Annotated in this window: 14 protein-coding genes; 7 read left to right on the top strand and 7 right to left on the bottom strand. The window is 73.3% G+C overall.

The window, feature by feature from the left end:
• Both IEY82_RS06065 and menC read left to right on the top strand, forming a co-directional pair.
• Positions 1–591 carry an acyclic terpene utilization AtuA family protein gene (locus IEY82_RS06065; protein ID WP_189122968.1) on the top strand — a complete coding sequence of 197 codons (591 nt, stop codon included), beginning with the start codon at positions 1–3 and terminating at the stop codon, positions 589–591.
• Between the two features lie 138 nt (positions 592–729).
• The gene (menC, locus tag IEY82_RS06070; RefSeq protein WP_189122969.1) at positions 730–1,830 is read left to right on the top strand and encodes an o-succinylbenzoate synthase; all 1,101 of its coding nucleotides are present in this window, start codon (positions 730–732) and stop codon (positions 1,828–1,830) included.
• Between the two features lie 43 nt (positions 1,831–1,873).
• On the opposite strand, the gene IEY82_RS06075 is transcribed toward menC, so the two are convergent.
• Complete coding sequence (locus IEY82_RS06075; RefSeq protein ID WP_189122970.1) at positions 1,874–3,184, bottom strand: serine hydrolase domain-containing protein; 1,311 nt, start codon at positions 3,182–3,184, stop codon at positions 1,874–1,876.
• A gap of 260 nt (positions 3,185–3,444) precedes the next feature.
• Here IEY82_RS06075 and tuf point away from each other — a divergent pair, with 260 nt between their 5' ends.
• A complete protein-coding gene (gene tuf / locus IEY82_RS06080; protein ID WP_189122971.1) occupies positions 3,445–4,611 on the top strand; it encodes an elongation factor Tu in 1,167 nt (388 codons plus the stop codon).
• A 63-nt stretch (positions 4,612–4,674) separates the two neighbouring features.
• Here tuf and IEY82_RS06085 read toward each other — a convergent pair whose 3' ends face one another.
• Positions 4,675–7,659 carry a glycoside hydrolase family 2 TIM barrel-domain containing protein gene (locus IEY82_RS06085; protein WP_189122972.1) on the bottom strand — a complete coding sequence of 995 codons (2,985 nt, stop codon included), beginning with the start codon at positions 7,657–7,659 and terminating at the stop codon, positions 4,675–4,677.
• Between the two features lie 102 nt (positions 7,660–7,761).
• Between IEY82_RS06085 and IEY82_RS06090 the strand changes: the two genes are divergently transcribed.
• Complete coding sequence (locus IEY82_RS06090; RefSeq protein WP_189122973.1) at positions 7,762–8,310, top strand: dihydrofolate reductase family protein; 549 nt, start codon at positions 7,762–7,764, stop codon at positions 8,308–8,310.
• On the opposite strand, the gene IEY82_RS06095 is transcribed toward IEY82_RS06090, so the two are convergent.
• Together IEY82_RS06095 and IEY82_RS06100 are read right to left on the bottom strand one after the other, a co-directional pair.
• Positions 8,255–9,649, bottom strand: a complete 1,395-nt coding sequence (locus tag IEY82_RS06095; RefSeq protein ID WP_189122974.1) for an NAD(P)/FAD-dependent oxidoreductase — start codon at positions 9,647–9,649, stop codon at positions 8,255–8,257. The genes IEY82_RS06090 and IEY82_RS06095 overlap by 56 nt on opposite strands.
• Positions 9,646–10,863, bottom strand: a complete 1,218-nt coding sequence (locus IEY82_RS06100) for a hydroxysqualene dehydroxylase (RefSeq protein ID WP_189122975.1) — start codon at positions 10,861–10,863, stop codon at positions 9,646–9,648. Before IEY82_RS06100 ends, IEY82_RS06095 begins: the two co-directional genes overlap by 4 nt.
• A gap of 329 nt (positions 10,864–11,192) precedes the next feature.
• Here IEY82_RS06100 and IEY82_RS06105 point away from each other — a divergent pair, with 329 nt between their 5' ends.
• Complete coding sequence (locus tag IEY82_RS06105) at positions 11,193–11,783, top strand: TetR/AcrR family transcriptional regulator (RefSeq protein ID WP_189122976.1); 591 nt, start codon at positions 11,193–11,195, stop codon at positions 11,781–11,783.
• On the opposite strand, the gene IEY82_RS06110 is transcribed toward IEY82_RS06105, so the two are convergent.
• The 3 genes from IEY82_RS06110 to IEY82_RS06120 form a co-directional block, all read right to left on the bottom strand.
• Positions 11,749–12,993 carry a M20 metallopeptidase family protein gene (locus IEY82_RS06110; RefSeq protein WP_225262222.1) on the bottom strand — a complete coding sequence of 415 codons (1,245 nt, stop codon included), beginning with the start codon at positions 12,991–12,993 and terminating at the stop codon, positions 11,749–11,751. The two genes, IEY82_RS06105 and IEY82_RS06110, sit on opposite strands and share 35 nt — an antisense overlap.
• 91 nt (positions 12,994–13,084) lie before the next feature.
• Positions 13,085–16,468, bottom strand: a complete 3,384-nt coding sequence (locus tag IEY82_RS06115) for a phosphodiester glycosidase family protein (RefSeq protein ID WP_225262220.1) — start codon at positions 16,466–16,468, stop codon at positions 13,085–13,087.
• A gap of 84 nt (positions 16,469–16,552) precedes the next feature.
• A complete protein-coding gene (locus IEY82_RS06120; protein WP_189122978.1) occupies positions 16,553–18,736 on the bottom strand; it encodes an alkaline phosphatase family protein in 2,184 nt (727 codons plus the stop codon).
• Between the two features lie 334 nt (positions 18,737–19,070).
• Between IEY82_RS06120 and IEY82_RS06125 the strand changes: the two genes are divergently transcribed.
• The gene (locus tag IEY82_RS06125; protein ID WP_189122979.1) at positions 19,071–19,679 is read left to right on the top strand and encodes a hypothetical protein; all 609 of its coding nucleotides are present in this window, start codon (positions 19,071–19,073) and stop codon (positions 19,677–19,679) included.
• A gap of 252 nt (positions 19,680–19,931) precedes the next feature.
• Positions 19,932–20,654, top strand: a complete 723-nt coding sequence (locus IEY82_RS06130; RefSeq protein ID WP_189122980.1) for a VIT1/CCC1 transporter family protein — start codon at positions 19,932–19,934, stop codon at positions 20,652–20,654.
• The last annotated feature ends 1 nt before the right edge of the window (position 20,655 follow it).

Consider the following 20,655-nt stretch of genomic DNA (forward strand, 5'->3'; position numbering starts at 1 on the left):
ATGTTGCGGATCGGCCGCTGGGGCGTCGCCGAGTCGAGGGACGTCGTCGCCTGCGGATGGCGTGACAGCCGTCCGGGCCGGGCCCGGACCGGCATCAAGCTGATCTTCGAGGCGGGCGGGGCGATGCCCGACCTGCCGGGCCTGCGCGTCGGCACGCGGGCCGTCCGGGGCGCCGAGCGGATCGCGCAGGAGCTCTGCCAGGGGCTCGACCTGGTCCTCACCGAGCCGGGCGACCCGGCGGCGGCGGTGGTGGCGGCCGCCATCTGGCACTACGGGTGGGCCCTCGGCGACCTCGACGCACTGGCCGGCGCGACGGTGGGCGGGCTGGCGCTCGCCGGGCAGCCGGTGCCGTGCGTGCTGGAGATCCGCCGCGACGGCGGCACCGCGCTGCACGGTGACGTCACCGTCGAAACCGTGCTGGCCCGCCTGTCCGCTTGCTTCCCGGCCGGCCGCCACGCGACGCCCGAGGTGACGGTGCCGCTGCGCTCGGTGCGCCTCAGCCCGGGGACCCCGTCTGGTGTCCGGATCGCCCCGTGCCGCGGCGAGCCGGGCCTGGCGGCGTCCCGGCGTCCGCCGCGCCCCCGTTCCTGACCGGACCCGTCGGTCGCGACCAATCGGGGGCGCCGTCTTGGTGGCCCCGCACGAATCCCGCCCGCCGCGCCGTGTCATACGGTGGCCGTGACACCGGCGGGCCGGGGCACCCGTCCTGCCCACTACGCAGGAGAGCGCATGAAGATCACTGGAGTCGAGCTGCGCCGGATCGCGATGCCCCTGGTGGCGCCGTTCCGCACCTCGTTCGGCACCGAGACGGCGCGCGACGTGCTGCTGGTCCGGGTCGTCACCCCCGAGGCCGAGGGCTGGGGCGAGTGCGTGGCGATGTCGGAGCCGCTCTACTCCTCGGAGTACGTGGACGGCGCGGCCGAGGTGATCCGGCGCTTCCTGCTCCCCGCGCTGCCGGGTGACCTCGACGCCCACGCCGTGGGCCGCGCGCTGGAGCCGGTCAAGGGCCACCGCATGGCCAAGGCGGCGGTGGAGACGGCCGTGCTGGACGCGCAGCTCCGTGCCGCCGGCGAGTCGTTCGGCCGTTTCCTGGGCGCGGCGCGCGACCGGGTGCCCTGCGGCGTGTCGGTGGGCATCATGGACTCGATCCCACGGCTGCTCGACGCCGTCGGCGGCTACCTGGACGAGGGCTACGTACGGATCAAGCTGAAGATCGAGCCGGGCTGGGACGTCAAGCCGGTGCGGGCGGTGCGCGAGCGGTTCGGCGACGACATCCTGCTCCAGGTCGACGCCAACGCCGCCTACACGCTGGTGGACGCTCGGCATCTGGCCAGGCTGGACGAGTTCGGGCTGCTGCTGATCGAGCAGCCGCTGGCCAACGACGACCTCGTGCAGCACGCCCGGCTGGCCGGGCAGCTGCGCACGCCGATCTGCCTGGACGAGTCGATCGAGTCGGCCGAGCACGCGGCGGCCGCGATCGCGCTCGGCTCCTGCTCCATCATCAACATCAAGCCGGGCCGCATCGGCGGATACCTGGAGGCTCGCCGCATCCACGACCTGTGCCGGGCCAACGGGATCGCCGTCTGGTGCGGCGGCATGCTCGAGACCGGGCTCGGCCGCGCCGCGAACGTGGCGCTCGCCGCGCTGCCCGGCTTCACGCTGCCCGGCGACACCTCCGGCTCGCGCCGCTACTACGCGACCGACATCACCGAGCCGTTCGAGCTGTCCGACGGCCATCTGGCGGTGCCGTCTCGGCCGGGGCTCGGCGTGGAGCCGATCCCGGCCGTGCTCGACGAGGTGACCACGTCCACCGAGTGGATCCCGCTCTAGCCGACCGCCCTCCCGCGCTGCTCCCGGGTCTCGCCCGCGGCGCTCAGCCGGTTCTGGGCGTGGCGCGGGCGCCCAGGTGCACGTACGGGGAGCCGTCGGGCAGTTCGTAGAACACGACCGAGGTCCAGGCGGGGTCGCCGGGCAGGCGTCCGACGAAGGTCGTCTCGTCGACGGGGACGAGGTCGGCCTCCTGTGGCGGCTTCAGCGCGGCGAGCGGGCCCGTGTTCTCCAGGCGCAGCCGGAGCCCGCCGTCGCGCCCGGCGAACGTCAGGCGGGTGCCGACCCGTTCGTAACGACCAGCGTACCTATCGGCGTCGACCGCGACGGGCGTCTCGGGCGGGCCGAGCGCGGGCGGCACGGTCAGACCGTCGAGCTCGGCGAACAGCTCGGTGACCAGAGCGCGGGCGAAGGCGGCGCTGTGGCCGCCGTTGGCCGTCACGCAGGCGATCGTGCCGGTGCCGGGGACGATCCAGAGCATGGCGTGCTGGCCGATGGTGTTGCCGCCGTGGGAGATGACGCGGTGGCCGTCCCACTCGTCGAGGATCCAGCCGATGCCCCAGTGCCGGCCGAGGGTGTACGGGTTGGGGATGTCGACCTGCGGCTCCCACAGGGCGCGCGGATCGTCCAGCAGGCCGCCGTCGAGGTGGGCCCGGGCGAAGGCGACCACGTCGGCGGGCCGGGCGCAGATCAGCCCCGCGGGCCCGACCGAGCGCATGAGACCCCAGATGGGGGTCGGCTCGCCGTCCAGGTGGCCCGTGGCCGAGCGGAAGCGCAGCACGTCCTCGGGCAGGGTCCAGGTGTGGGTGAGGCCGAGCGGCTCGACGATCCGCTCGCGTAACACGTCGTCCCAGCGTTTGCCGTCGAGCCGTTCCAGGATGCGGCCGGCGATCACGTAGCCCGAGTTGCAGTAGGACTGGGTCACGCCCAGGGGGTGGTTCTGCGCCAGGTCGGCGCAGGCCTCGACGTACCTGCTGACGCAGTCGTCGCCGCGTCCGGTGTCGAGGAACAGGTCGCCGTCGATGCCGCTGGTGTGGGTCAGCAGGTGCCGGATCGTGACGCTCCTGGTCACGCCGGGGTCGGCCACCCTGAACTCCGGCAGCACCTCCAGCACCGGGGTGTCCGGCCCAGGGCCGCCCCGCTCGGCCAGTTGCATGAGCATGGTGGCGGTCCACACCTTGGTGACCGAGCCGATCTGGAAGAGGGAGTCGGGGGTGACCTCCACGCCGGTGGCCCTGTTGAGCACCCCGGCGGCGAACTCGTGCACCTCTCCGTCATGCAGGTAGGCGAGGGCCGCGCCCGGCACCTCGTACTCGGCGATCAGCTCGGCGAGCCGGCGGCCCGTTGTTCCAGCCACGCGTTGGTCCTCTCGTCGCGGTCGGCCATGCACACATATTGCCGGAATAATCCGTTGCAGCCCGGTGCTGAGGCCCACATCATGGTCATCATGTTCCGGCACGCTCAGCTCTCGGCGCCCGCACCCGCGGGCGCGTTCGAGCGTGCCTTCGACGGCCTGGAGCGCTGACCTCTTCCCGTGAGTCCCGAGGGTGACCCGGCGGGGAGAGGTAGCCGACCCTGACGGGTCACCACGGATCCAGGCTTCGAAGGAAAGAGATCATGGCCAAGCAGGCCTACGCGCGCAACAAGCCGCATCTCAACATCGGCACGATGGGCCACGTCGACCACGGCAAGACCACGCTGACCGCCGCGATCACGAAGGTGCTCGCGGAGCGCGGGCAGGCGACCTACACGCCGTTCGAGCGGATCGACCGCACCCCGGAGGAGCACTCCAGGGGCATCACGATCAACATCTCGCACGTCGAGTACGAGACCGCCGGCCGGCACTACGCGCACGTGGACATGCCGGGCCACGCCGACTACGTGAAGAACATGATCACGGGCGCGGCGCAGCTCGACGGGGCCATCCTCGTCGTGTCCGCGCAGGACGGCATCATGCCGCAGACCAGGGAGCACGTGCTGCTCGCCAGGCGGGTCGGCGTCGAGCACCTGGTCGTCGCGGTCAACAAGGCCGACGGCGCCGACCCCGAGCTGACCGACCTGGTCGAGCTGGAGCTGCAGGAGCTGCTCGCCGAGCACGGCTACCAGGACGTCGAGATGGTCCGGGTGTCCGGGCTGCGCGCCCTCGCGGGCGACCCGGAGTGGACGGCGGCGATCGACGCGCTGCTGCGGGCGGTCGACGAGCGCATCCCCGTACCGGTCCGGTACGTGGACGCGCCGTTCCTGATGCCCGTCGAGAACGTGCTCACGGTCACCGGCCGGGGCACGGTCGTCACCGGGGCCGTCGAACGCGGCACGGTCCGCGTCGGCGACCAGGTGGAGGTCGTCGGGTTCGGCGACGGGTTCACCGCGGTGGTGACCGGGGTGGAGACGTTCGGCAAGACCATGGAGCGGGGCGAGGCGGGCGACAACGCCGCGCTCCTGCTGCGCGGTGTCCGCCGCGAGCAGGTGCGGCGCGGCATGGTGCTGGCCGCGCCGGGCAGTCAGCGGGCTCACCGGACGTTCACCGCCCGGCTCCACCTCCTCACGCCGGAGGAGGGCGGGCGGCGGCGGCCGGTCGCGCCGGGATACCGGCCGCAGTTCTACCTGCGGACCACCGACGTGCCGGGGCAGCTGCTCCTGGACGGGCCCGCCCAGCCGGGTGACACGGTCGAGGTGACGGTCGAGCTGGGCAAGGCCGTCGCGGTCGAGCCGGGGCTCGGCTTCGCGATCCGCGAAGGCGGCCTGACCGTCGGCGCGGGCACGGTCCTCGCCGTCCCCGCCTGACCATCGGGGGACCGGCCGGGATGTTCCCGGCCGGTCCCGCCAAGTGGTCAGGGCCGGGGGAGGTCAGACCGGCTTGAAGCGGAGGCGGAAGGTCGTCTCCGCCGGCCTGAGGTCGTACCAAGGCAGGGGGCCGGGGCCGCAGCTCGCGGTCCCGACGCCCTGCTGGGCGAGGTCCAGGTTGACGTGTACGCGCCCGCCCGGAGCGAGGTCGGGGCGGTGGCGGGCGCGTTCGAGGTCGGCCGTGGTCCAGCGCCGGGCGGTCAGCCCGAACACCGGGTCGCCGGTGACCCGGAGCCCCCGCCCGGAGCCGGTCAGCTCGGCCCAGCGGACGTCGGCCCGGTGACCGTTCTCCTGGGGGTAGACGTACGGCGTCTGCAGTTCCTCGACGGTGGCGGACCACCTGCCGACCCTCGTGGCCAGGCCGGTGTCGGGGTACGCCTCGCCGGGGCCCCGTCCGAACCAGGTGACCCGTTCGAAGGACGCGGGCAGCGCCATGACGACGCCGATCCTCGGCACGGGTTCGGCCCACTCCCCCTCGGGGACGAGGTCCACGGTCAGCCCGAGGCCGTCGTTCTCCTCGGTCCACCGGTAGGCGACGCGCAGGCCGAGGTCGGTGGCGGCGGGCGCGACCCTGGTGCGCACGACCAGGCCGTCGCCGGTCTCCACGGAGTCCACCCGGTGGGTGAGCCGGTGCAGGCCGAGCCGCCGCCAGGTCCGTACGAGCCCGCCGTAGCGGTCGTTGTCGATCGGCGCCCGCCACAGCTCCAGCCGCGGCCCCTCGACCTCGATGCCGAACAACCGCACCAGCCGTCCGGTGGCGGGGTCGAAGTGCCCGCCGCCGACGACCACCTCCCCCGCACCGACGCCCGGCCCACCCGCCCCTGCGACCGAGGCCGGGACCGGATTTCCCGGACCGGAGGCCGCCACGTCCGAGACCGGGTTCGCGGAACCGGCGACTGCCGGGGCCGGGGTCGGGACCGGGTTCGCGGGACCGGTCGCTCCGCCCGGAGTCGGCGCGGGGGCGGGCGGTGACAGGCGGGACTGGGACCAGGCCACCTCATGACCCGCCCCGGCCCACGGCTCGTCGGCCGCCAGCACGGCGCGCACGGTCAGCCAGCGCTCACCGTCGCCGCCGTCACCGTCGCCGTCGCCGTCGCCGTCGCCGTCGCCACTGTCGTCACTGCCGTCCGCGCCGGGCACGCCGGGCACGCCGGGCACGCCGGGTAAGACGACCCTGCCTCCGGTGGCCGGCACGTCGAGCGTGAACTCACTGACCGGCACCCCGTCCACCTCGACGACGCCGAGAAAGGCCAGCGACGAGAGATCGCGGAAGCCGTACCGGTTGACGATCCGCACCGCGTCGCCGGTGAACTCGAACCGGACCGGCTCGAACACCTTCTTGAGGTCGAGCAGCCCGGGCGACGGTGTCCGGTCGGGCAGGACCAGCCCGTCGACCACGAAGTTCGAGTCGTGCAGCGGCTCACCGTAGTCGCCGCCGTAGGCGTACTCCAGGACCGGGTGCGCCAGGCCGTGGTCGATCCACTCCCAGACGAACCCGCCGGCCAGCCTCGGATGGCGTTCGAACAGCTCCTGGTACTCGGCCAGCCCGCCGGGCCCGTTGCCCATGGCGTGGGCGTACTCGCACTGCAGGAACGGCATCGCGCGGCGCCGCGCGTCGAGGGCGGGATCGGCGAGCGGCTCCTCCGCGCCCCGCCCGATGGCCTCGACCTCGGCGTGCGTGGCGTACATCCGCGAGTAGACGTCGGTGTCGGCGCAGGAGGGGTCGCCCTCGTAGTGGATCGGCCGCGACGGGTCGCGCTGTCGGGTCCAGGCGGCCATGGCGGCGAGGTTGCGGCCGACGCCCGCCTCGTTGCCGAGTGACCACATGATCACGCTGGGATGGTTCTTGTCCCGTTCGACCATGCGGCGCATCCGGTCGAGGCACGCCTCGGCCCAGCGGGGGTCGTCGGCGGGGTTGCCGCGCCAGCCGACCTGGCCGAAGCCGTGCGTCTCCAGGTCGCACTCGTCGATCACCCACAGGCCGAGCTCGTCGCAGAGGTCGAGGAAGGCGGGGTGCGGCGGGTAGTGGCTGGTCCTGACGGCGTTGACGTTGTGCCGCTTCATCAGCAGCACGTCCTCGCGCATGGTCTCGTACGGCACCGCGCGGCCGTGCTCGGGGTGGAACTCGTGCCGGTTGACCCCCTTGAGCAGCAGGGGACGCCCGTTGGCCAGCAGGACGCCGTCCTCGATGGAGACGGTGCGAAAGCCGACGCGCAGCCGTACGGACTCGTCGGGGAGGGTCACCACCGCGTCGTAGAGGCGGGGCGTCTCGGCGGTCCACGGCTCGACGTCGAGCGTGATCTCGGTGCCGGCCGGCAGGTCGGCGACGCCGAGCTCGGGGACGCTCAGCCGGCCGGAGCCGTCGAAGGAGAGCGTGCCACGGCCGCCGGTCCAGGAGGCGTGGACGAAGACGTCGGCGGCCGAGCGGGTCAGCGTCACGTCGCGGAAGATGCCCGGCAGCCACCACATGTCCTGGTCTTCCAGGTAGCTCGCGGCCGACCACTGGTGGACGCGCACGGCCAGCACGTTGCGTCCCGGCACCAGGTAGGGGCCCGCGTCGAACTCGACGGGCAGCCGGCTGCCGGTGGAGAAGCCCAGCTCGTGGCCGTTGAGCCAGACCTTGGCGCAGGAGTCGACGCCCTCGAAGCGCAGCCGGCCGCCGCTCCAGTCGTGCGGCAGGTCGAAGCCGCGCCGGTAGTCGCCGGTCGGGTTGTCGTCCGGCACGCGCGGCGGGTCGAGCGGGAAGGGATAGGAGACGTTCGTGTAGGCGGGGGCGCCGTGCCCGTGCAGCGGCCAGTGCGACGGCACGGGCAGGTCGTGCCAGGCCGAGTCGTCGTAGCCGGGTTCGGCGAAGGCCGGGGACACACCGGCCGTGGGTGACAGGCGGAACCGCCAGGTGCCGTTCAGATCGAGGGCGGGAGCGTCGGAGCACAGGGCCGCTCGCGGGTCGAGACGGCCGGAACCTGGGGTGAATCGTTCGCGTTCCATCGCCGCAGAGCCTAAAGGCTCGTCCGGTTCACGTCAGCGATGAGTTCTCCGCCCGTCGGCGGTCTACCAGGACGGTCCACCGGACGACGAGAGGAGAGCGACATGGGTGAGGTCGTGCTGAACATGACGGTGTCGGTCGACGGGTTCGCCACCGGACCGGGTGGTGATCTGGGACGGCTGCACGAGTGGATCTTCAGCGAGGCCGAGGCGGATCTGGAGGTCTCCGGCGAGTTCGCCCGCGAGCCGGGCGCCTACGTGATGGGCATGGGCATGTTCCGGGCGGGGCTGGAGCCGTGGGGGGAGGCGCCGCCGTTCCCGTGGCCGGTGTTCGTGCTCTCCCATCAGCAGCGCGAGCCGCTGGTCAAGCCGCCGGCGACGTTCACGTTCGTGACCGACGGCGTGGCGAGCGCGGTGGAGCGGGCGCGGGCGGCGGCCGGCGACCGGGACGTGTGGGTGGTCGGCGGCGTGGACGTGTGCCGGCAGGCGCTGGCCGCCGGGCTGGTCGGCGAGCTGCGGCTGCATGTGGCGCACGTGCTGCTCGGCGAGGGGCTGCCGCTGTTCGGCGACGGGCGGGCGCCGGTGGAGCTGGAGGTGGTCAGGACACTGGTGACGCCCGCGATGACGCATCAGACGTTCCGGGTGGTGACCTGAGCGTCGCCCGCTCCAGGCGCAGCTCGCGTGCCGTCCTGGCGACGTACGCGAGCAGGCCGGTCCGGTCGGTGCCGGGGCGCAGCAGCGCGCGCAGCGTCCAGCCGGCCAGGCGGGGCGTGGTGAGCGCCGCCCCGGGCCGGACGATGCGCGAGTAGACGTCCAGGAAGCGCCGCATGAGGGCGGGGTCGGCGCGCAGCGCGCGGTGCATCTCGACGTCCAGCGGCCCGACGGGCTCGGCCCGGCCGGTGCGCTCGGTCCAGTAGAACGTCTCCAGGCACTCGTGGTCGCGCCGCCGCTCCCAGGCCGCGACCGCCGCGTCCACCCCGTCCGGTGTGCCGGGTGCTTCCTGGAGCGCCTCTTCCGCCGTCGCGGGGCGGGTCTGTCCGGCCAGGGTCTCTCCCAGCAGGCGGCCGAAGCGCAGGGCGTCGCGGATGCCCTGCGCCGTGACCGGGTCCTTGAAGTGGCCGGCGTCGCCGGCCAGCGCCCAGCCGGGCCCGTTCGAGGCGCGGAAGTACGACTCCAGCGCGTGCGCTCCGAAGACCTTGGAGCGCCGCACGCAGCCGCGCAGCCGCTCGCGCAGGCCGGGCAGCAGCTCGTCGATCGTCCGGTCGTACTCCTTCTCCGGATCCTGCCGGAAGTCGGCGGACCGGGCGTCGGGCGGCATGAGCAGCACCAGGGTGAGCCCGTCGTCGCACGGGAACGCCGTGCCCAGCTCGGCCCCCTGCCGCCACTGCGCCGCCACCGGCCGCAGGTCCTCGCGCGGGTCGTCGAAGTAGGCGTAGTAGCAGGCCCGGCCGTCCCGCCTGCTGAGGTACGGCCGGGCGGCGCCGACCAGCCGGGCGACCGTGGAGCGGCGGCCGTCGGCGCCGATGACGAACGGCGCGCGCAGCGCGTAGGCGCGCCCGCCGCGTTCGCTCACCTCCACCCCGGCGACCCGGCCGTCCGACCAGATCAGGCCGGTCACCCGGGCGCCCTCGCGCACCTCGGCGCCGGCCGCCCGTGCCGTCTCGACGAGCGCCAAGTCCAGCCCGGTACGACGCACGCACATGGCGTAGTCGATCCCGTCGACCGGGCTGTACCCGCCGGCGGCGCGGACACCGGGGATCTCGACGGACGCGGTCGGCAGCCGGGGCGCGCCCAGCGCCTCGACCCGGTCCAGGGCGCCGAGCCGGGCGAGCTCGGCCAGCCCGCCCGGCCACATGAGGTGGGTGGAGATCGTCGGTGAGGGGAAGCGCGCGGAGTCGACCGCGATGACCCGGCGTCCCGCCCTGGCCAGGGCGGTGGCGGCGGCCGACCCCGCGCATCGAGCCCCGACGACCACGACGTCCGCGTCGGTCATGGCCATCTGGTGTCTTGGATGTCCCACTTGTTGGGCAGGCCGAGGCGGTAGCGCGCCTTGTCCTCCGCCTGTTCCAGCACGAACAGCGGCGAGCGGTAGAGCTGGTGCACCGAGCACCGTGAGGCGTTGGAGCCGTAGGCGTCGAGCAGGGCGTTGACGGCCTGGCGGGCGCCCTGGCAGGCGCCTTCCATGGTGGTGACGTTGATCGGGGTGCGCACCCAGTCGCCGGCCAGGAACAGGTTGGGGATGGCGGTCTTGGAGTCGGGCCGTTCCTTCCACGAGCCGGGGTGCTGGATGAACAGCGGCTCGTCGTTGGTGCCGTTCTGGATGGCCGGGTCGAGGAACCAGGAGTGCAGCGCGCTGTCGGTGATCTCCGGGGTGTGGGCCTTGATCTCGGCCCAGGCCTCGGTGGCGATCTCCTGCGGGGTGCAGTCCTTGGCCTTCTTGCCGTTGAACGTGCCGGCGGTGAACCAGTCGGAGATGATCGTGGACAGGCAGTCCTTGACGGTGCCGTCGCCGTACGTGGTGAAGTCCCTCTTCCAGAACTGCGCCTGGCTGATCGAGGTCACGGCCCAGGCCGAGTCGACGTAGTTCACGTGGCCCGGCGTGAGAGGCACCTCCTTCTTGAGGAAGAACATCAGGCCGTTCATCCAGTCCTGCCGCAGCCGGGGGATGCCGGCCAGCCTGGGGTCGGCGGCGACGAGGGCGGGCGTGACGAGCTTGGCGGCGCGTTCGGAGGGCATCGAGACGATGAACCAGTCGGCGCTGATCGTCCGGCCCGGCCCGGCCGTCGCGCCGGTGATCCTGCCGCCGGACAACGTGAGCCCGTCGACGTTCCAGCCGACGTTGAAGACCACTCCCTTGGAGCGGAGGTAGGCGACCCACGGGTCGAGCCACATCTCGCTGGTGGAGCCGTTGAGCACCCGGTCGATGGAGGCGCCCGGCTCGTTGCCGAGCCCGAGGATGCTCCACAGCGTCGCCTCGCCGACCAGGCCGATCGAGTGGGTGCTGGCGTCCTTGGACTTGGTGGCCGCGAGGTTGCGGATGGTGCCGTCGGCGAAGAACTTGTTGTACTCGTCGGAGAACCAGCCGGACCTGATGTAGTCGGCCCAGGTGATGTTGTCCCACTGGCCGAGGCGGCGCTCGTCGGAGCTGGTGGCGTAGACACCGATCTTCTGCGCGAAGAACGTCGCCTCGGTGAGCGAGAGCTTCAAGACCGTCTGCAGGCCGGAGATGATCGTGGCGATGAGGCTGCTCAGGTCGTAGATCCGGGGGTTCGGCGGCAGCGGGAAGGGGAAGGGCGGCCGACAGGCCGGCCACCCCTCCCCCGAGGATGGCCACCCGCTTTCCGGGGGCCTGCGCGGCTCCGATGACGCTCACGGTGGCCGCCGCTCCCGTGATCTTGAGGAAGTCTCTGCGCGTCGCCTCACTCATGTCGCCTCCAAGGCGTGAGGTGCTTTGCACAGATTCGTAACACGTTGTTGGCGCCTCGCCAATAGAGATTGGCGTATCGATAGTTGGGGAGACAGCAGGTGTGGCACGCATGGATCCCGACGACCGCCGCCAGCAGATCCTCGCCCGCGCGCAGACGCTGTTCCGCGAACGGCCCTACGGCGAGGTGTCCAATACCGAGATCGCCGCCGCGGCGGGCGTCAGCCGCGGCCTGCTCAACCACTACTTCGGCACCAAGCGCGAGCTCTACCTGGCCGCCCTGGCCGAGATGCTGGACGTGCCACCGGTGCCCGTGCCCGAGTACGTGGCCGGGGCCAGCGTCCGTGACCGGGTGTGCGAGAGCGTCAACGGCTGGCTCCAGCTGCTCGAGGACGACCAGGAGACCTGGCTGGCCGCGCTCGGCACGGGCGGCGACCCCGAGCTGGAGCAGGTCGTGGACCAGGCGAGGGAGGGGATCGTCGACCACATCATCGAGGTGGTCGGGCTCGGCCCGCTCGCCCGGTCACGGCCCGAGGTGCGCGGGATGCTGCGCGGCTTCAGCGGGATGGCCGAGGCCACCTCGGCCGAGTGGCTGAAACGCGGCCGGCTGACCCGCCATCAGGTGCACGAGTTCCTGGAGGAGACCCTGGTCAGGCTGCTGGAGGACGTCATACCACGGGTTCTTGACGATCCGCCGCCGTGAGATAGCCGGCCAGCAACGCCTCGGCCACGTCGGCGACGGCCCCCGGACCGGGCAGGAACTCCGCGCTGTGCAGCCCCGACACCGTGTCCACCCCGACGAACATCATCAGCGACGGCGCGACCGACGCGTAGTAGGCGAAGTCGTCGGCTCCGCACGACCGCAGCTCCTCGGTGACGGTCCTGCCGCCGTGCCGCAGCAGCTCTCCCGCCTGCATGGCCAGGTCCTCGTCGTTGGCGAGCACCGGCTCGCCGGGCAGCACCCGCACCTCCGCGTGGCAGCCGTACGCCCTGGCCACGTCCTCGACCAGCTGGGTGAAGCGGTCGTGCAGCTCGAAGCGCCACCGCTCCGACATCGCCCGCAACGTCCCCCGTGCCGTGGCCTTGGACGGGATGACGTTCGGCGCCGTTCCCGCGTTGATGGTGCCGAACGTGACCACGGTCGGCACCATCGGGTCGGCGACGCGGCTGACGAGCTGCTGCGCGGCCGCGATGACCTGGGCCAGGCCCACGACCGGGTCGCGGGCGAGGTGCGGGTAGGCGGCGTGCCCCGCCGAGCCCCTGATCGTCAGCTCGAACTCGTCGGCCGAGGCGTTGACCGGGCCGGGCGTGCAGGACACCATGCCGGCGGGCACCACGGGCTGCACGTGCGCGCCGATCATGGCGCGGACCTGGTGGCGGTCGAGCACTCCCGACTCGACCACGTCGTAGGCGCCCGACGGGAAGCCCTCCTCCCGGGGTTGCAGCACGACGAGCAGCGGAGCCACGGTGGCCGGTCCCGGGCCGGCCACCGGGGATCTCCGCGGCCCCCAGGCCTCGCCGTTCTCGCCCGATCCGGGCCAGGACTCCCCGGCGGCCCGGACCTTGTCCACCGCGCGGGCCAGCGCGACGACGGCGGCCAGGTGCACGTCGTGCCCGCAGGCGTGCATGGCGCCGTTCGCCGAGGCCCAGGTGACGCTGGTGCGTTCGGCGATGGGCAGCGCGTCCAGCTCGCCGCGCACGCCCACCGACGGTCCCGGCCCGCCGATCCTGACGACTGCGCCGGTGTCGGCCACGTACTCGACGAGCCCGCCCGTCAGGGCGTCGAGCACCAGCTTGAGGCTGGGCCCCTCCTGCCCTGACAGGCACGGCTGCGCGTGCAGCTCCCGCCGCAGCCTCTCGGCGGCGGGCAGCTCCGCCCGCAGCGCCTCCCGCAACAGCGCCCCCGTACCCACGCGTGCTCTCCCTTCTCCGGCCGGATCTCGCCCGCCCCTACCCGCGTGCGCGGCTGGATCACCCGTCACCGGCGACGGGATCGCCGTCAGGTCAGGCGGCGGCCTTGGCCGCCACCGCGATCACCGCCTCGCGCTCCACGCCGCTGACCGTCACCGTGACCGTGACCTGGCCCACGCGCAGCGCGGTGAGCGTGCCGGTGTCCGGGTCGAGGACGGCGACGTGCCGGCTCCCGGCCGACGAACGCGAGCCGACGTGCAGGCCGGCCGAGCCGGACCACCGCACGGACACGGGGTGGGCGGCGGGCACCGTCCGGGCGCCCTGCCGCACCGTCGCCGTGACCGAGCCGGTGCCGCCCACGGGGAGCGAGGCCGGCGCCGTCAGCGTCAGTTCGTCCACGTGCGGGCGGATCTGGGCGCCGATCCAGGTGGGCGCGTCCACGAACCAGTTGCGCCGGACGTGCTCGGCCTCCCGGGCGCTCACCGGGTCCACGCCCCACAACGACCAGCCGGTGAACCCGCCGTCGTCCGCGGGCGTGGCCGGGTTCTTGCCCGAGTTGCCGTTGATGACGTACGGCACCGCGTCGACCCGCGCCGCGTGGAAGGTGCCGACGTGCGCCCCGATGAACGCGGCGCCCTTGCCGGTCGTCCGCTGGAAGTCGGCCAGCCAGCCCTCGACCAGCGCGGCCTCCTTGCGGTCGCCCAGCTGACTGCCCTTGCCGGGCGTGGGGTCGCGCGGCGGCACGTGGAAGACCACCGCCACCGAGCCGACCGACGCGTCACGGGCCGCCGCGTCGAGCTGCGAGCGCAGCAGCGCGACCTGCTCGTAGCCGCCGCCGCGCAGGTTGAGCCGCGAGGTGTCCAGCGTGACGAACCGGGTGCCCTTGTGGTCGAAGGTCCGGTACGTGTCACCGAACACGGCCTTGAAGTCGTCGATCCTGCCGCCCATCACCTCGTGGTTGCCGGGCACGTAGTGGTAGGGCAGTGTCCCGCCCAGCTCCTCGTCGAGGATCCTCTTGGCCAGCGCGAAGTCCGCCGGCGACGCCTCGTCCACCAGGTCGCCGTTGATCAGCAGGAAGTCGGGCGCGGCGGCCTTGATCTCGCGCAGCGTGCGGCGCGCGTTGCGGACGATGTCGCTGTCCGGGTCGCGCGCGACGAACTGGGCGTCCGACATGACCGCGAACCGCCACGGCATCCCGGCCACCTCCTGCCGGACCACCGGATCGGCCACCTTGGCCACGGCCGGCGTCTCGACCGACGGCGGCACCTTGGCCACCAGCCCGTCGATCAGGATCTCGTTGGTGTACCTCTGGTCGGCCTTCGTCTCGGCCACGTAGAAACGGCGCAGCCGGAGCGGGTGCTCGACGCCCGCCGGCACGGCGAACTCGACGAACTTCCAGCCGGTCCACGTCATGTACGGGCCGCGCAGGATCTGCGACTGGCCGAGCGCGTCGTAGAACTCCAGGCTGGGCCACTCCCCCTTGCCGGTGGAGTGGATCCACATCCCGAACGCCTGCGGCTGGCCCGGGATCTCCAGTTGCCGGGGCGGGCTGGCGTAGGCGGCCCGCGTCGCCGTGGACTGGGTGAAGTCGTAGGCCAGCTTGAGCCCGCCCCCGCTCTGTCCCGGCGCCGCCGACAGCGAGCCGGTGGCCCGTGCCGCGGCGAAGGCCCAGGAGCCGGCGTCCTCGAAGTCGGCCACCGGTCTGTCCTCGAAGCCCACGGTGACGGGCACGGCGGCGCTCACCTTGCCCACCTTGGCGGTGATCAGGCCCGAGCCGGTGTCCCGCTTGGCCTTCACGGTGAAGTAGCCGTGCTCCGACGGCGTCACCTCGAACAGGTCTCGGTCGTAGGACAGGGTCAGGTCGCCGGGCTCGATGGGCGCGGAGTTGCCGTTGCGGTCGTAGCCGACCACGCCGAACGTGGCGGTGCCGGAGGCTCCGGGCAGGCCGACCCGGTCGGCGGTCATGCCGAGGCGTCGCAGGGGCTGGAGCACGGTGAGCTCCAGGGCGCCCTTGGCGTCGCCTCGGGAGGCGGTGACGGTCGTCTGGCCGGGCACCAGGGCGTGGAACCGCCCGTCGCGGATCACGCCGTGCGCGATCGGCGCCGCCTTCCAGGACGGCGTTCCGGCGGCGGGGCCGTACGTCTCGTCGTATCCGGCGGCGGTCAGCCGCCTCGTGAGGCCGGGGAAGACGCGGTCGGGGCGGCCGCCCGCGACGGGCGAGGCGCCGGGCGCGCGGGCGGGGTCGGTGGCGGTCTCCAGCCAGAAGCCCTTCAGCTTGCCGCTGCCCTCGGGCGCGTACAGGGCCAGGCCGTTGGGGACGTGCCGCTCGCCGCCGTCGGACGGGCTGTTCTCGACCTGCGCCTCGGCGGAGCCGGGCTCGCGGGCGAGCAGGGTCGATGAGCCGCCGCCGTCGAGGTTCAGCGCGTTGGCGGCGCCCAGCTCGGCCATCAGCTCGGCCAGCTCGTCGAGCGTGACGCCGCGGCTGTCGGCCTGGCGGCCGTCCACGGTCAGCAGGTGCATCGTCCGGCCGTCGGCGGAGAAGCCGACCGCGGTGCGCGGATGCGCGGCCGGGTCGGCCGATTTCTGCACCACGCCGTCCTTGACCAGGACGTAGTTGCCGCCCACCGCCGCCTTGACGGCGCCGCCGTCTGACGCCTTCGGCCGGTACGTCACGTCGACGCGGTCGCCGGTCTTGAGCGCGGCCAGGGCGGCGGCGCCGGCGTCGCGGCCGAGCAGGATCGTGGTGCCGGCGGGGATCGGGCCGCTGCCGGCGGCCTGGCGTACCTCGGTGACGACCCCGTCCACCAGCTCGACCTCGGTGACGGCGGTGGCGCCCTCGACGGCGCGGGCCCGCGAGTAGGAGCCCCACAGCGGCGTGAACAGGCCGGCCCCGCCCGCCTGGACGAGCTGGTTGAACTGGGTGAGCGTGATCGGGGAGCCGCCGGCGGGGGTGGCGGCGCCCTCGAAGTACATCTTCAGCACCCGGCCCACGCCGTCGCCGGTGATCGCGACGGCGTTCTCGTGGCCGGCGATGGGCGACTGGACGAGCGAGCCGTCCTGGACGCCGATGCCCTGGGCGGCGCCGGAGTTGTTGATGTCGAAGAAGTCGCCGTTGACGGCGGCGACGGCGCGAGCGCGGTTGGCCGGGCCGGACAGCGGCTCGGTCTTCGACACCTCGCCCGAGTAGACGTAGTCGGCCTTGGCGCTGCCGAGGTCGGCGGTGAGCGCGTCGGCGCGGAGCCAGCCGAGCGCGTCGTAGCGGTCGAACGAGGTGAGCGAGATGCCGGGGGCGACGGGCCGGGTCTTCCGGTCCGTCTCCAGCCGCTCACCGGAGGCGGCGGCGAGCAGGGTCGAGGGGGGCGGGTAGGACGACGCGGTGAGCGCGTCCTCTGCGGGGGGCTGCGGATCGGCCGACGCGGGCGCCGCGACGCCTAAGACGAGCGCGGCGGCCGCGGCCGCGTAACGGAGGGTCTGCACGACCGAACTCAATCGCCCGTGGCTATTATTTTCAAGACTTGGCGATGAACCAAAGGAAAATTTCAGGCTCTGATGGGACCGCGGTCAGGCCTTGCCCGGCACGGGATCGGCCAGCGGCGCCGGTTCACCGGACCTGCCGGGCTCACCGGACCTGCCGGGCTCACCCGGCCCGGCCGGCTCGCCGCCGAGCGGCTGCGTCTGCTCCGGCAGCCGCAGCCCGGCGTAGAGGACCAGAGGCACGGCCAGCGCCACGACCATCGACAGGACGGCCGTGCCGGAGTCGTTGACCAGCATCCCGACCACGCCGCTGACCAGCGCCCCGATGAGACCGGCGCGCAGCATCGGGGCCCGCGCGAACGCCTGGGGCAGCAGGCCCGCGCTGGCCTGCCCGGGCCGCAGCAGCGCGAAGACCAGGAACGCCAGGCCGACGATCACGATCGGCATCAGGTTGGGCGAGAGCATGGTGTTGAGCATGGCGCCGAGCTTGCGGCCGATCATGGGCAGGAACGTCCCTTCGATCACCTGCCCGACGAACCGGCCCAGGTGCGTCTGGGAGGCGGGCGGGCGCAGGTGGTCGAGCACCGCGATGACCGACACGGCCAGGCCGCCCAGCACGCAGAACCCGGCGAGCTTCGCCGGCGAGACCCGCTTGCCCGCCACGAGCAACGCGGTCACGGCGATGCCCGGGACGAACGCGATCACGCCGCCGAAGTCGCTGCCGATGCCCGGCCAGCCGGCCAGCAGCATGGCCGCCACGCCCAGCGTCGCGACGATCGTCACCGCGAGCCGACGCCGCCCGGCGCGCACCAGGTGGTCGGCGGCGACCGCGGTCACCATGAGCACGGCCGTGGCCAGCAGCGCGAACGGGATGTTGGCCAGCCCGTGGTAGCGCCCGCCGACCACGGCGGTGTAGCCCATCAGGCTGTTGAACTGCAGGGGCGTGCCGGTGAGCAGGTCGCCGACCAGGACGGCGGCGGTGACCCCGGCGACCACGGCGGGCGGCCCCAGCGGGTGGCGCCGCCACGGCCCGGCCATCGCCGCCAGCAGGATGAGCCCGGCCAGGCCGACCACCCCGCCGACCAGCGCCATCGCGGGCTGGTCGGCCCGCGCCCAGGGCAGCAGGTTGACCAGGTACGTCGAGACGGGGACGGAGGCGAGCCCGAGCGCGACCACTCCGACGGCCATCGGCCGCCTGCGCCGCGCCAGCAGGAGGTAGGCGATCACGTAGAACACGACCTGGCTGATGGCGAACGCGGTGAAGAACACGCCGGTGGTCAGCCGTACGGTCGTGCCGGCCAGGTCGGCCCTGCGCAGGTCGGCGGCGGCCTCGTCGAGACCGGCGGTGCGGCCGAGCGCCCACGGCGAGCCGATGACGGTCGGCGGGATGGCGACGCCGGCCGCGGTCAGCACGGTGGGCGCGATGTCGGGCAGGATCACGATGTCCTCGCGCCGCGTGGACGTGGTGCCGACGAACGCTCCGGCCGCTCCGGGCCGCTTCCACATGACGACCCGCAGGTGCGGCACCGAGCCGTGGTCGCCGATCCCGGCGAGCACCACCTCGGCGTCGGCGGGGATCCTGGCGAGGGCCGCCCCGACCTCGGCGTCGGCGGCGCGCACCGCCTGCTCGCGGCGGGCGGGGCCGAGGGCGTCGGGCTCCTTGGGCAGCCGGCCGTCGGTCAGGTAGGGGCTGATCAGCTCGTCCACGTCGACGGCGACGACCTTGCAGCGTGACCAGTCGGTCAGGCCGGCCGGGTCGGCGGCGTAGAGGTCGACGGAGCCCTTGCGGTCGGCCAGCGCCAGGGCGGCGCCCCGGCCGACCGCGGCGGTGCACTGGCCGGCCGCGTGCACGGCCTCGCCGAGGGTGCCGGCGTAGGTGCCGTCGCGCTCGCCGAGCAGGTCGGCGAAGCCGGGAACCGTCGCGCCCGCGCCCTGTGGGGCGGGCTCGGGCGGCAGGCCGCAGCCGTGGCCGACGGCGGACCGCACCCCGGCCGAGACGGTCAGCCAGCCGTCGTGAGGACAGGTGACGGTGCCCAGGGTTTTGACGGAGACCGAGCCGAGCCCGCTCTGCCCGGCCAGCCGCCACAGGTGCGGGGTGATCGCCGGATCGAGGTCGTCCCAGTGCAGGCCGGGCACTCCGATGAAGGCCACCCGCCCGTCGGCCTGGCTCGCGGCCTGACCCGTGTCCTGGGCGGCGGCGAGCGCGCCCGAGGCGGGCAGCGCCCAGCACAGCGTCGCCACGACCACGAGCAGTAGCGCCTTCCTCACCATCGGCCCCCATCAGAGTGAGGAGCCCGCGGCGGAGATCTCCGATGCGCCCCGCGGTGCTCACGTCGGGAAAGTCGTCGGCAACCTAGCACGGGGCCGTCCGCCGTCGCGTCACCTTTTGATCAACGTTCCGCGCGCGTTGCCGCACCCGCCGTGCCGCGGTCCAGGCCGGAGGTTTCACCCGGCGCCGGACCCATCACTGGCGTCCGCGCGGCCGACGGCGCAGACTGGAAGGACGGCGATCCGTGGAAGTGGAGCACCCGTGGACAACAACCTAGATCACATGCCGGTTCTGTCCCGAGGTAGGCATCGAAACCCGAAACGTGGTGCCTGCTTCATGGAGCTGGCGTCCTACCTAGCCGGAGAACGGTGGAGCGATCACCCGGCCTGCACGCACCCGCTGCTGGCCGCTCTCGCCCGCCTGGTCAACGACAATGTCGGCGACGAGAGTCGCGCCGAGCTCGTCGAGCTCGTCCCGTCGATCATCGGCCTGGCCGGTGACGACCTTCGCGTGGACGCGCGGCTCGCGTTGCGCTGCGCGACGACCGCGTTGCCGGTGGCGGCGGCCGAGCGCCAGCTCGCCCTGGCGGTGTCGGTGCTGGCCGCCGAGGAGATGCTGGCCAGGCTCGACGGCGCGCCGTCGGGGCGGATGAGCGAGCGCAGCAGGGAGGCGATGGCCCAGGTGCCGCAGGCGGCCGAGCAGGCGAGGCGGTTCAGCCGGGCGGCGCGCATCACCGAGAAGGGCTTCCGCCGCTACGCCGCGCCCAACGCGGTCCAGCTCTCGGTGGTCGGGATCGTGCAGGCGTGCGTCCCCGATCCGGACAGGCTGCTCCGTGAGCTGCTGGCGGGCGCGATCGGCGACTGCTCGGCGCTGATCCGCGGCGTGGGCCCGGCCGCCGGGGCGGAGACTCCTCGCGAGGAGGGTGCCGTCCCCGTCCACGCCTGAGGCGTCCGGCCGAGCCGGGGGGTGATTCCGGTCACCTCCGGGCGGCGGCGCGCACCCTCTCGCGGCGGTCTCCGGAGGGTGGCGATCAGCTGATCAGAGGCGGCTGACCTCCTTCGTCATCCCCGGATTTTCACGACACACTGTCACAAAACCAATGAAAGCGCAGGTCAGGCAAGCCTCTCCTTCGTTGCGACACGTACGGAAATATGTCTAAATTTTCATACGAGTTGTGATCAGGAGGGGAAAGTTTTCATGACCATCGAGCTCGCCCAGCCGCACTCTCCGGAGCGGCACCACACCCACCGGGACGTGTCCGGAGGGTGGTTGCGGCCGGCGGTGTTCGGCGCGATGGACGGACTCGTCTCGAACTTCGCGTTGATCGCCGGAGTGGTGGGCGCGGCGGGAGCGGGTCAGGCGGCGGTGCTGGCGGGGTTCGCGGGCCTGGCCGCCGGGGCGTTCTCGATGGCGGCGGGCGAATACACGTCGGTGAAGTCGCAGACGGAGCTGATGCGCGCGGAGATCGCCGTGGAGCGCCGCGAGCTGGCCCGCGACCCCGACGGAGAGCAGGCGGAGCTGGCCGCGCTGTACCGGTCCCGCGGCCTGGACGCCGAGCTGGCCGAGCAGGTGGCCGCCGGGCTGTCGGCCGACCCGGAGCAGGCGTTGCGCGTGCACGTACGCGAGGAGCTGGGCGTCGACCCGGACGACCTGCCCTCGCCCTACCTGGCCGCCGCCTCGTCCTTCGGCGCGTTCTCCGCCGGGGCGCTGGTGCCGCTGGTGCCGTTCCTGTTCGGGGCGTCGGGGCTGGGGGTGGCGGTGGTGCTGAGCGTGCTGGCGTTGTTCGGGTTCGGGGCGGTGGTGGCCCGGCTGACCGCCCGGCCGTGGTGGCTGGGCGGCCTGCGGCAGCTGGGGCTGGGCGTCGGCGCGGCGACCGTCACCTACGGGCTCGGCCACCTTCTCGGCGTCACGATCGCCTGAC

It is taken from the genome of Nonomuraea cavernae (assembly GCF_014646355.1).
Classification (GTDB): Bacteria; Actinomycetota; Actinomycetes; order Streptosporangiales; family Streptosporangiaceae; genus Nonomuraea; species Nonomuraea cavernae.

What these genes read in the sequence shown, in the direction of transcription:
- IEY82_RS06065 (WP_189122968.1), top strand. Translation starts at nt 1, where the DNA reads ATGTTGCGGATCGGCCGCTGGGGCGTCGCCGAGTCGAGGGACGTCGTC.
- menC (WP_189122969.1), top strand. Translation starts at nt 730, where the DNA reads ATGAAGATCACTGGAGTCGAGCTGCGCCGGATCGCGATGCCCCTGGTG.
- tuf (WP_189122971.1), top strand. Translation starts at nt 3,445, where the DNA reads ATGGCCAAGCAGGCCTACGCGCGCAACAAGCCGCATCTCAACATCGGC.
- IEY82_RS06085 (WP_189122972.1), bottom strand. Translation starts at nt 7,659, where the DNA reads ATGGAACGCGAACGATTCACCCCAGGTTCCGGCCGTCTCGACCCGCGA.
- IEY82_RS06090 (WP_189122973.1), top strand. Translation starts at nt 7,762, where the DNA reads ATGGGTGAGGTCGTGCTGAACATGACGGTGTCGGTCGACGGGTTCGCC.
- IEY82_RS06095 (WP_189122974.1), bottom strand. Translation starts at nt 9,649, where the DNA reads ATGACCGACGCGGACGTCGTGGTCGTCGGGGCTCGATGCGCGGGGTCG.
- IEY82_RS06105 (WP_189122976.1), top strand. Translation starts at nt 11,193, where the DNA reads ATGGATCCCGACGACCGCCGCCAGCAGATCCTCGCCCGCGCGCAGACG.
- IEY82_RS06120 (WP_189122978.1), bottom strand. Translation starts at nt 18,736, where the DNA reads ATGGTGAGGAAGGCGCTACTGCTCGTGGTCGTGGCGACGCTGTGCTGG.
- IEY82_RS06125 (WP_189122979.1), top strand. Translation starts at nt 19,071, where the DNA reads ATGGAGCTGGCGTCCTACCTAGCCGGAGAACGGTGGAGCGATCACCCG.
- IEY82_RS06130 (WP_189122980.1), top strand. Translation starts at nt 19,932, where the DNA reads ATGACCATCGAGCTCGCCCAGCCGCACTCTCCGGAGCGGCACCACACC.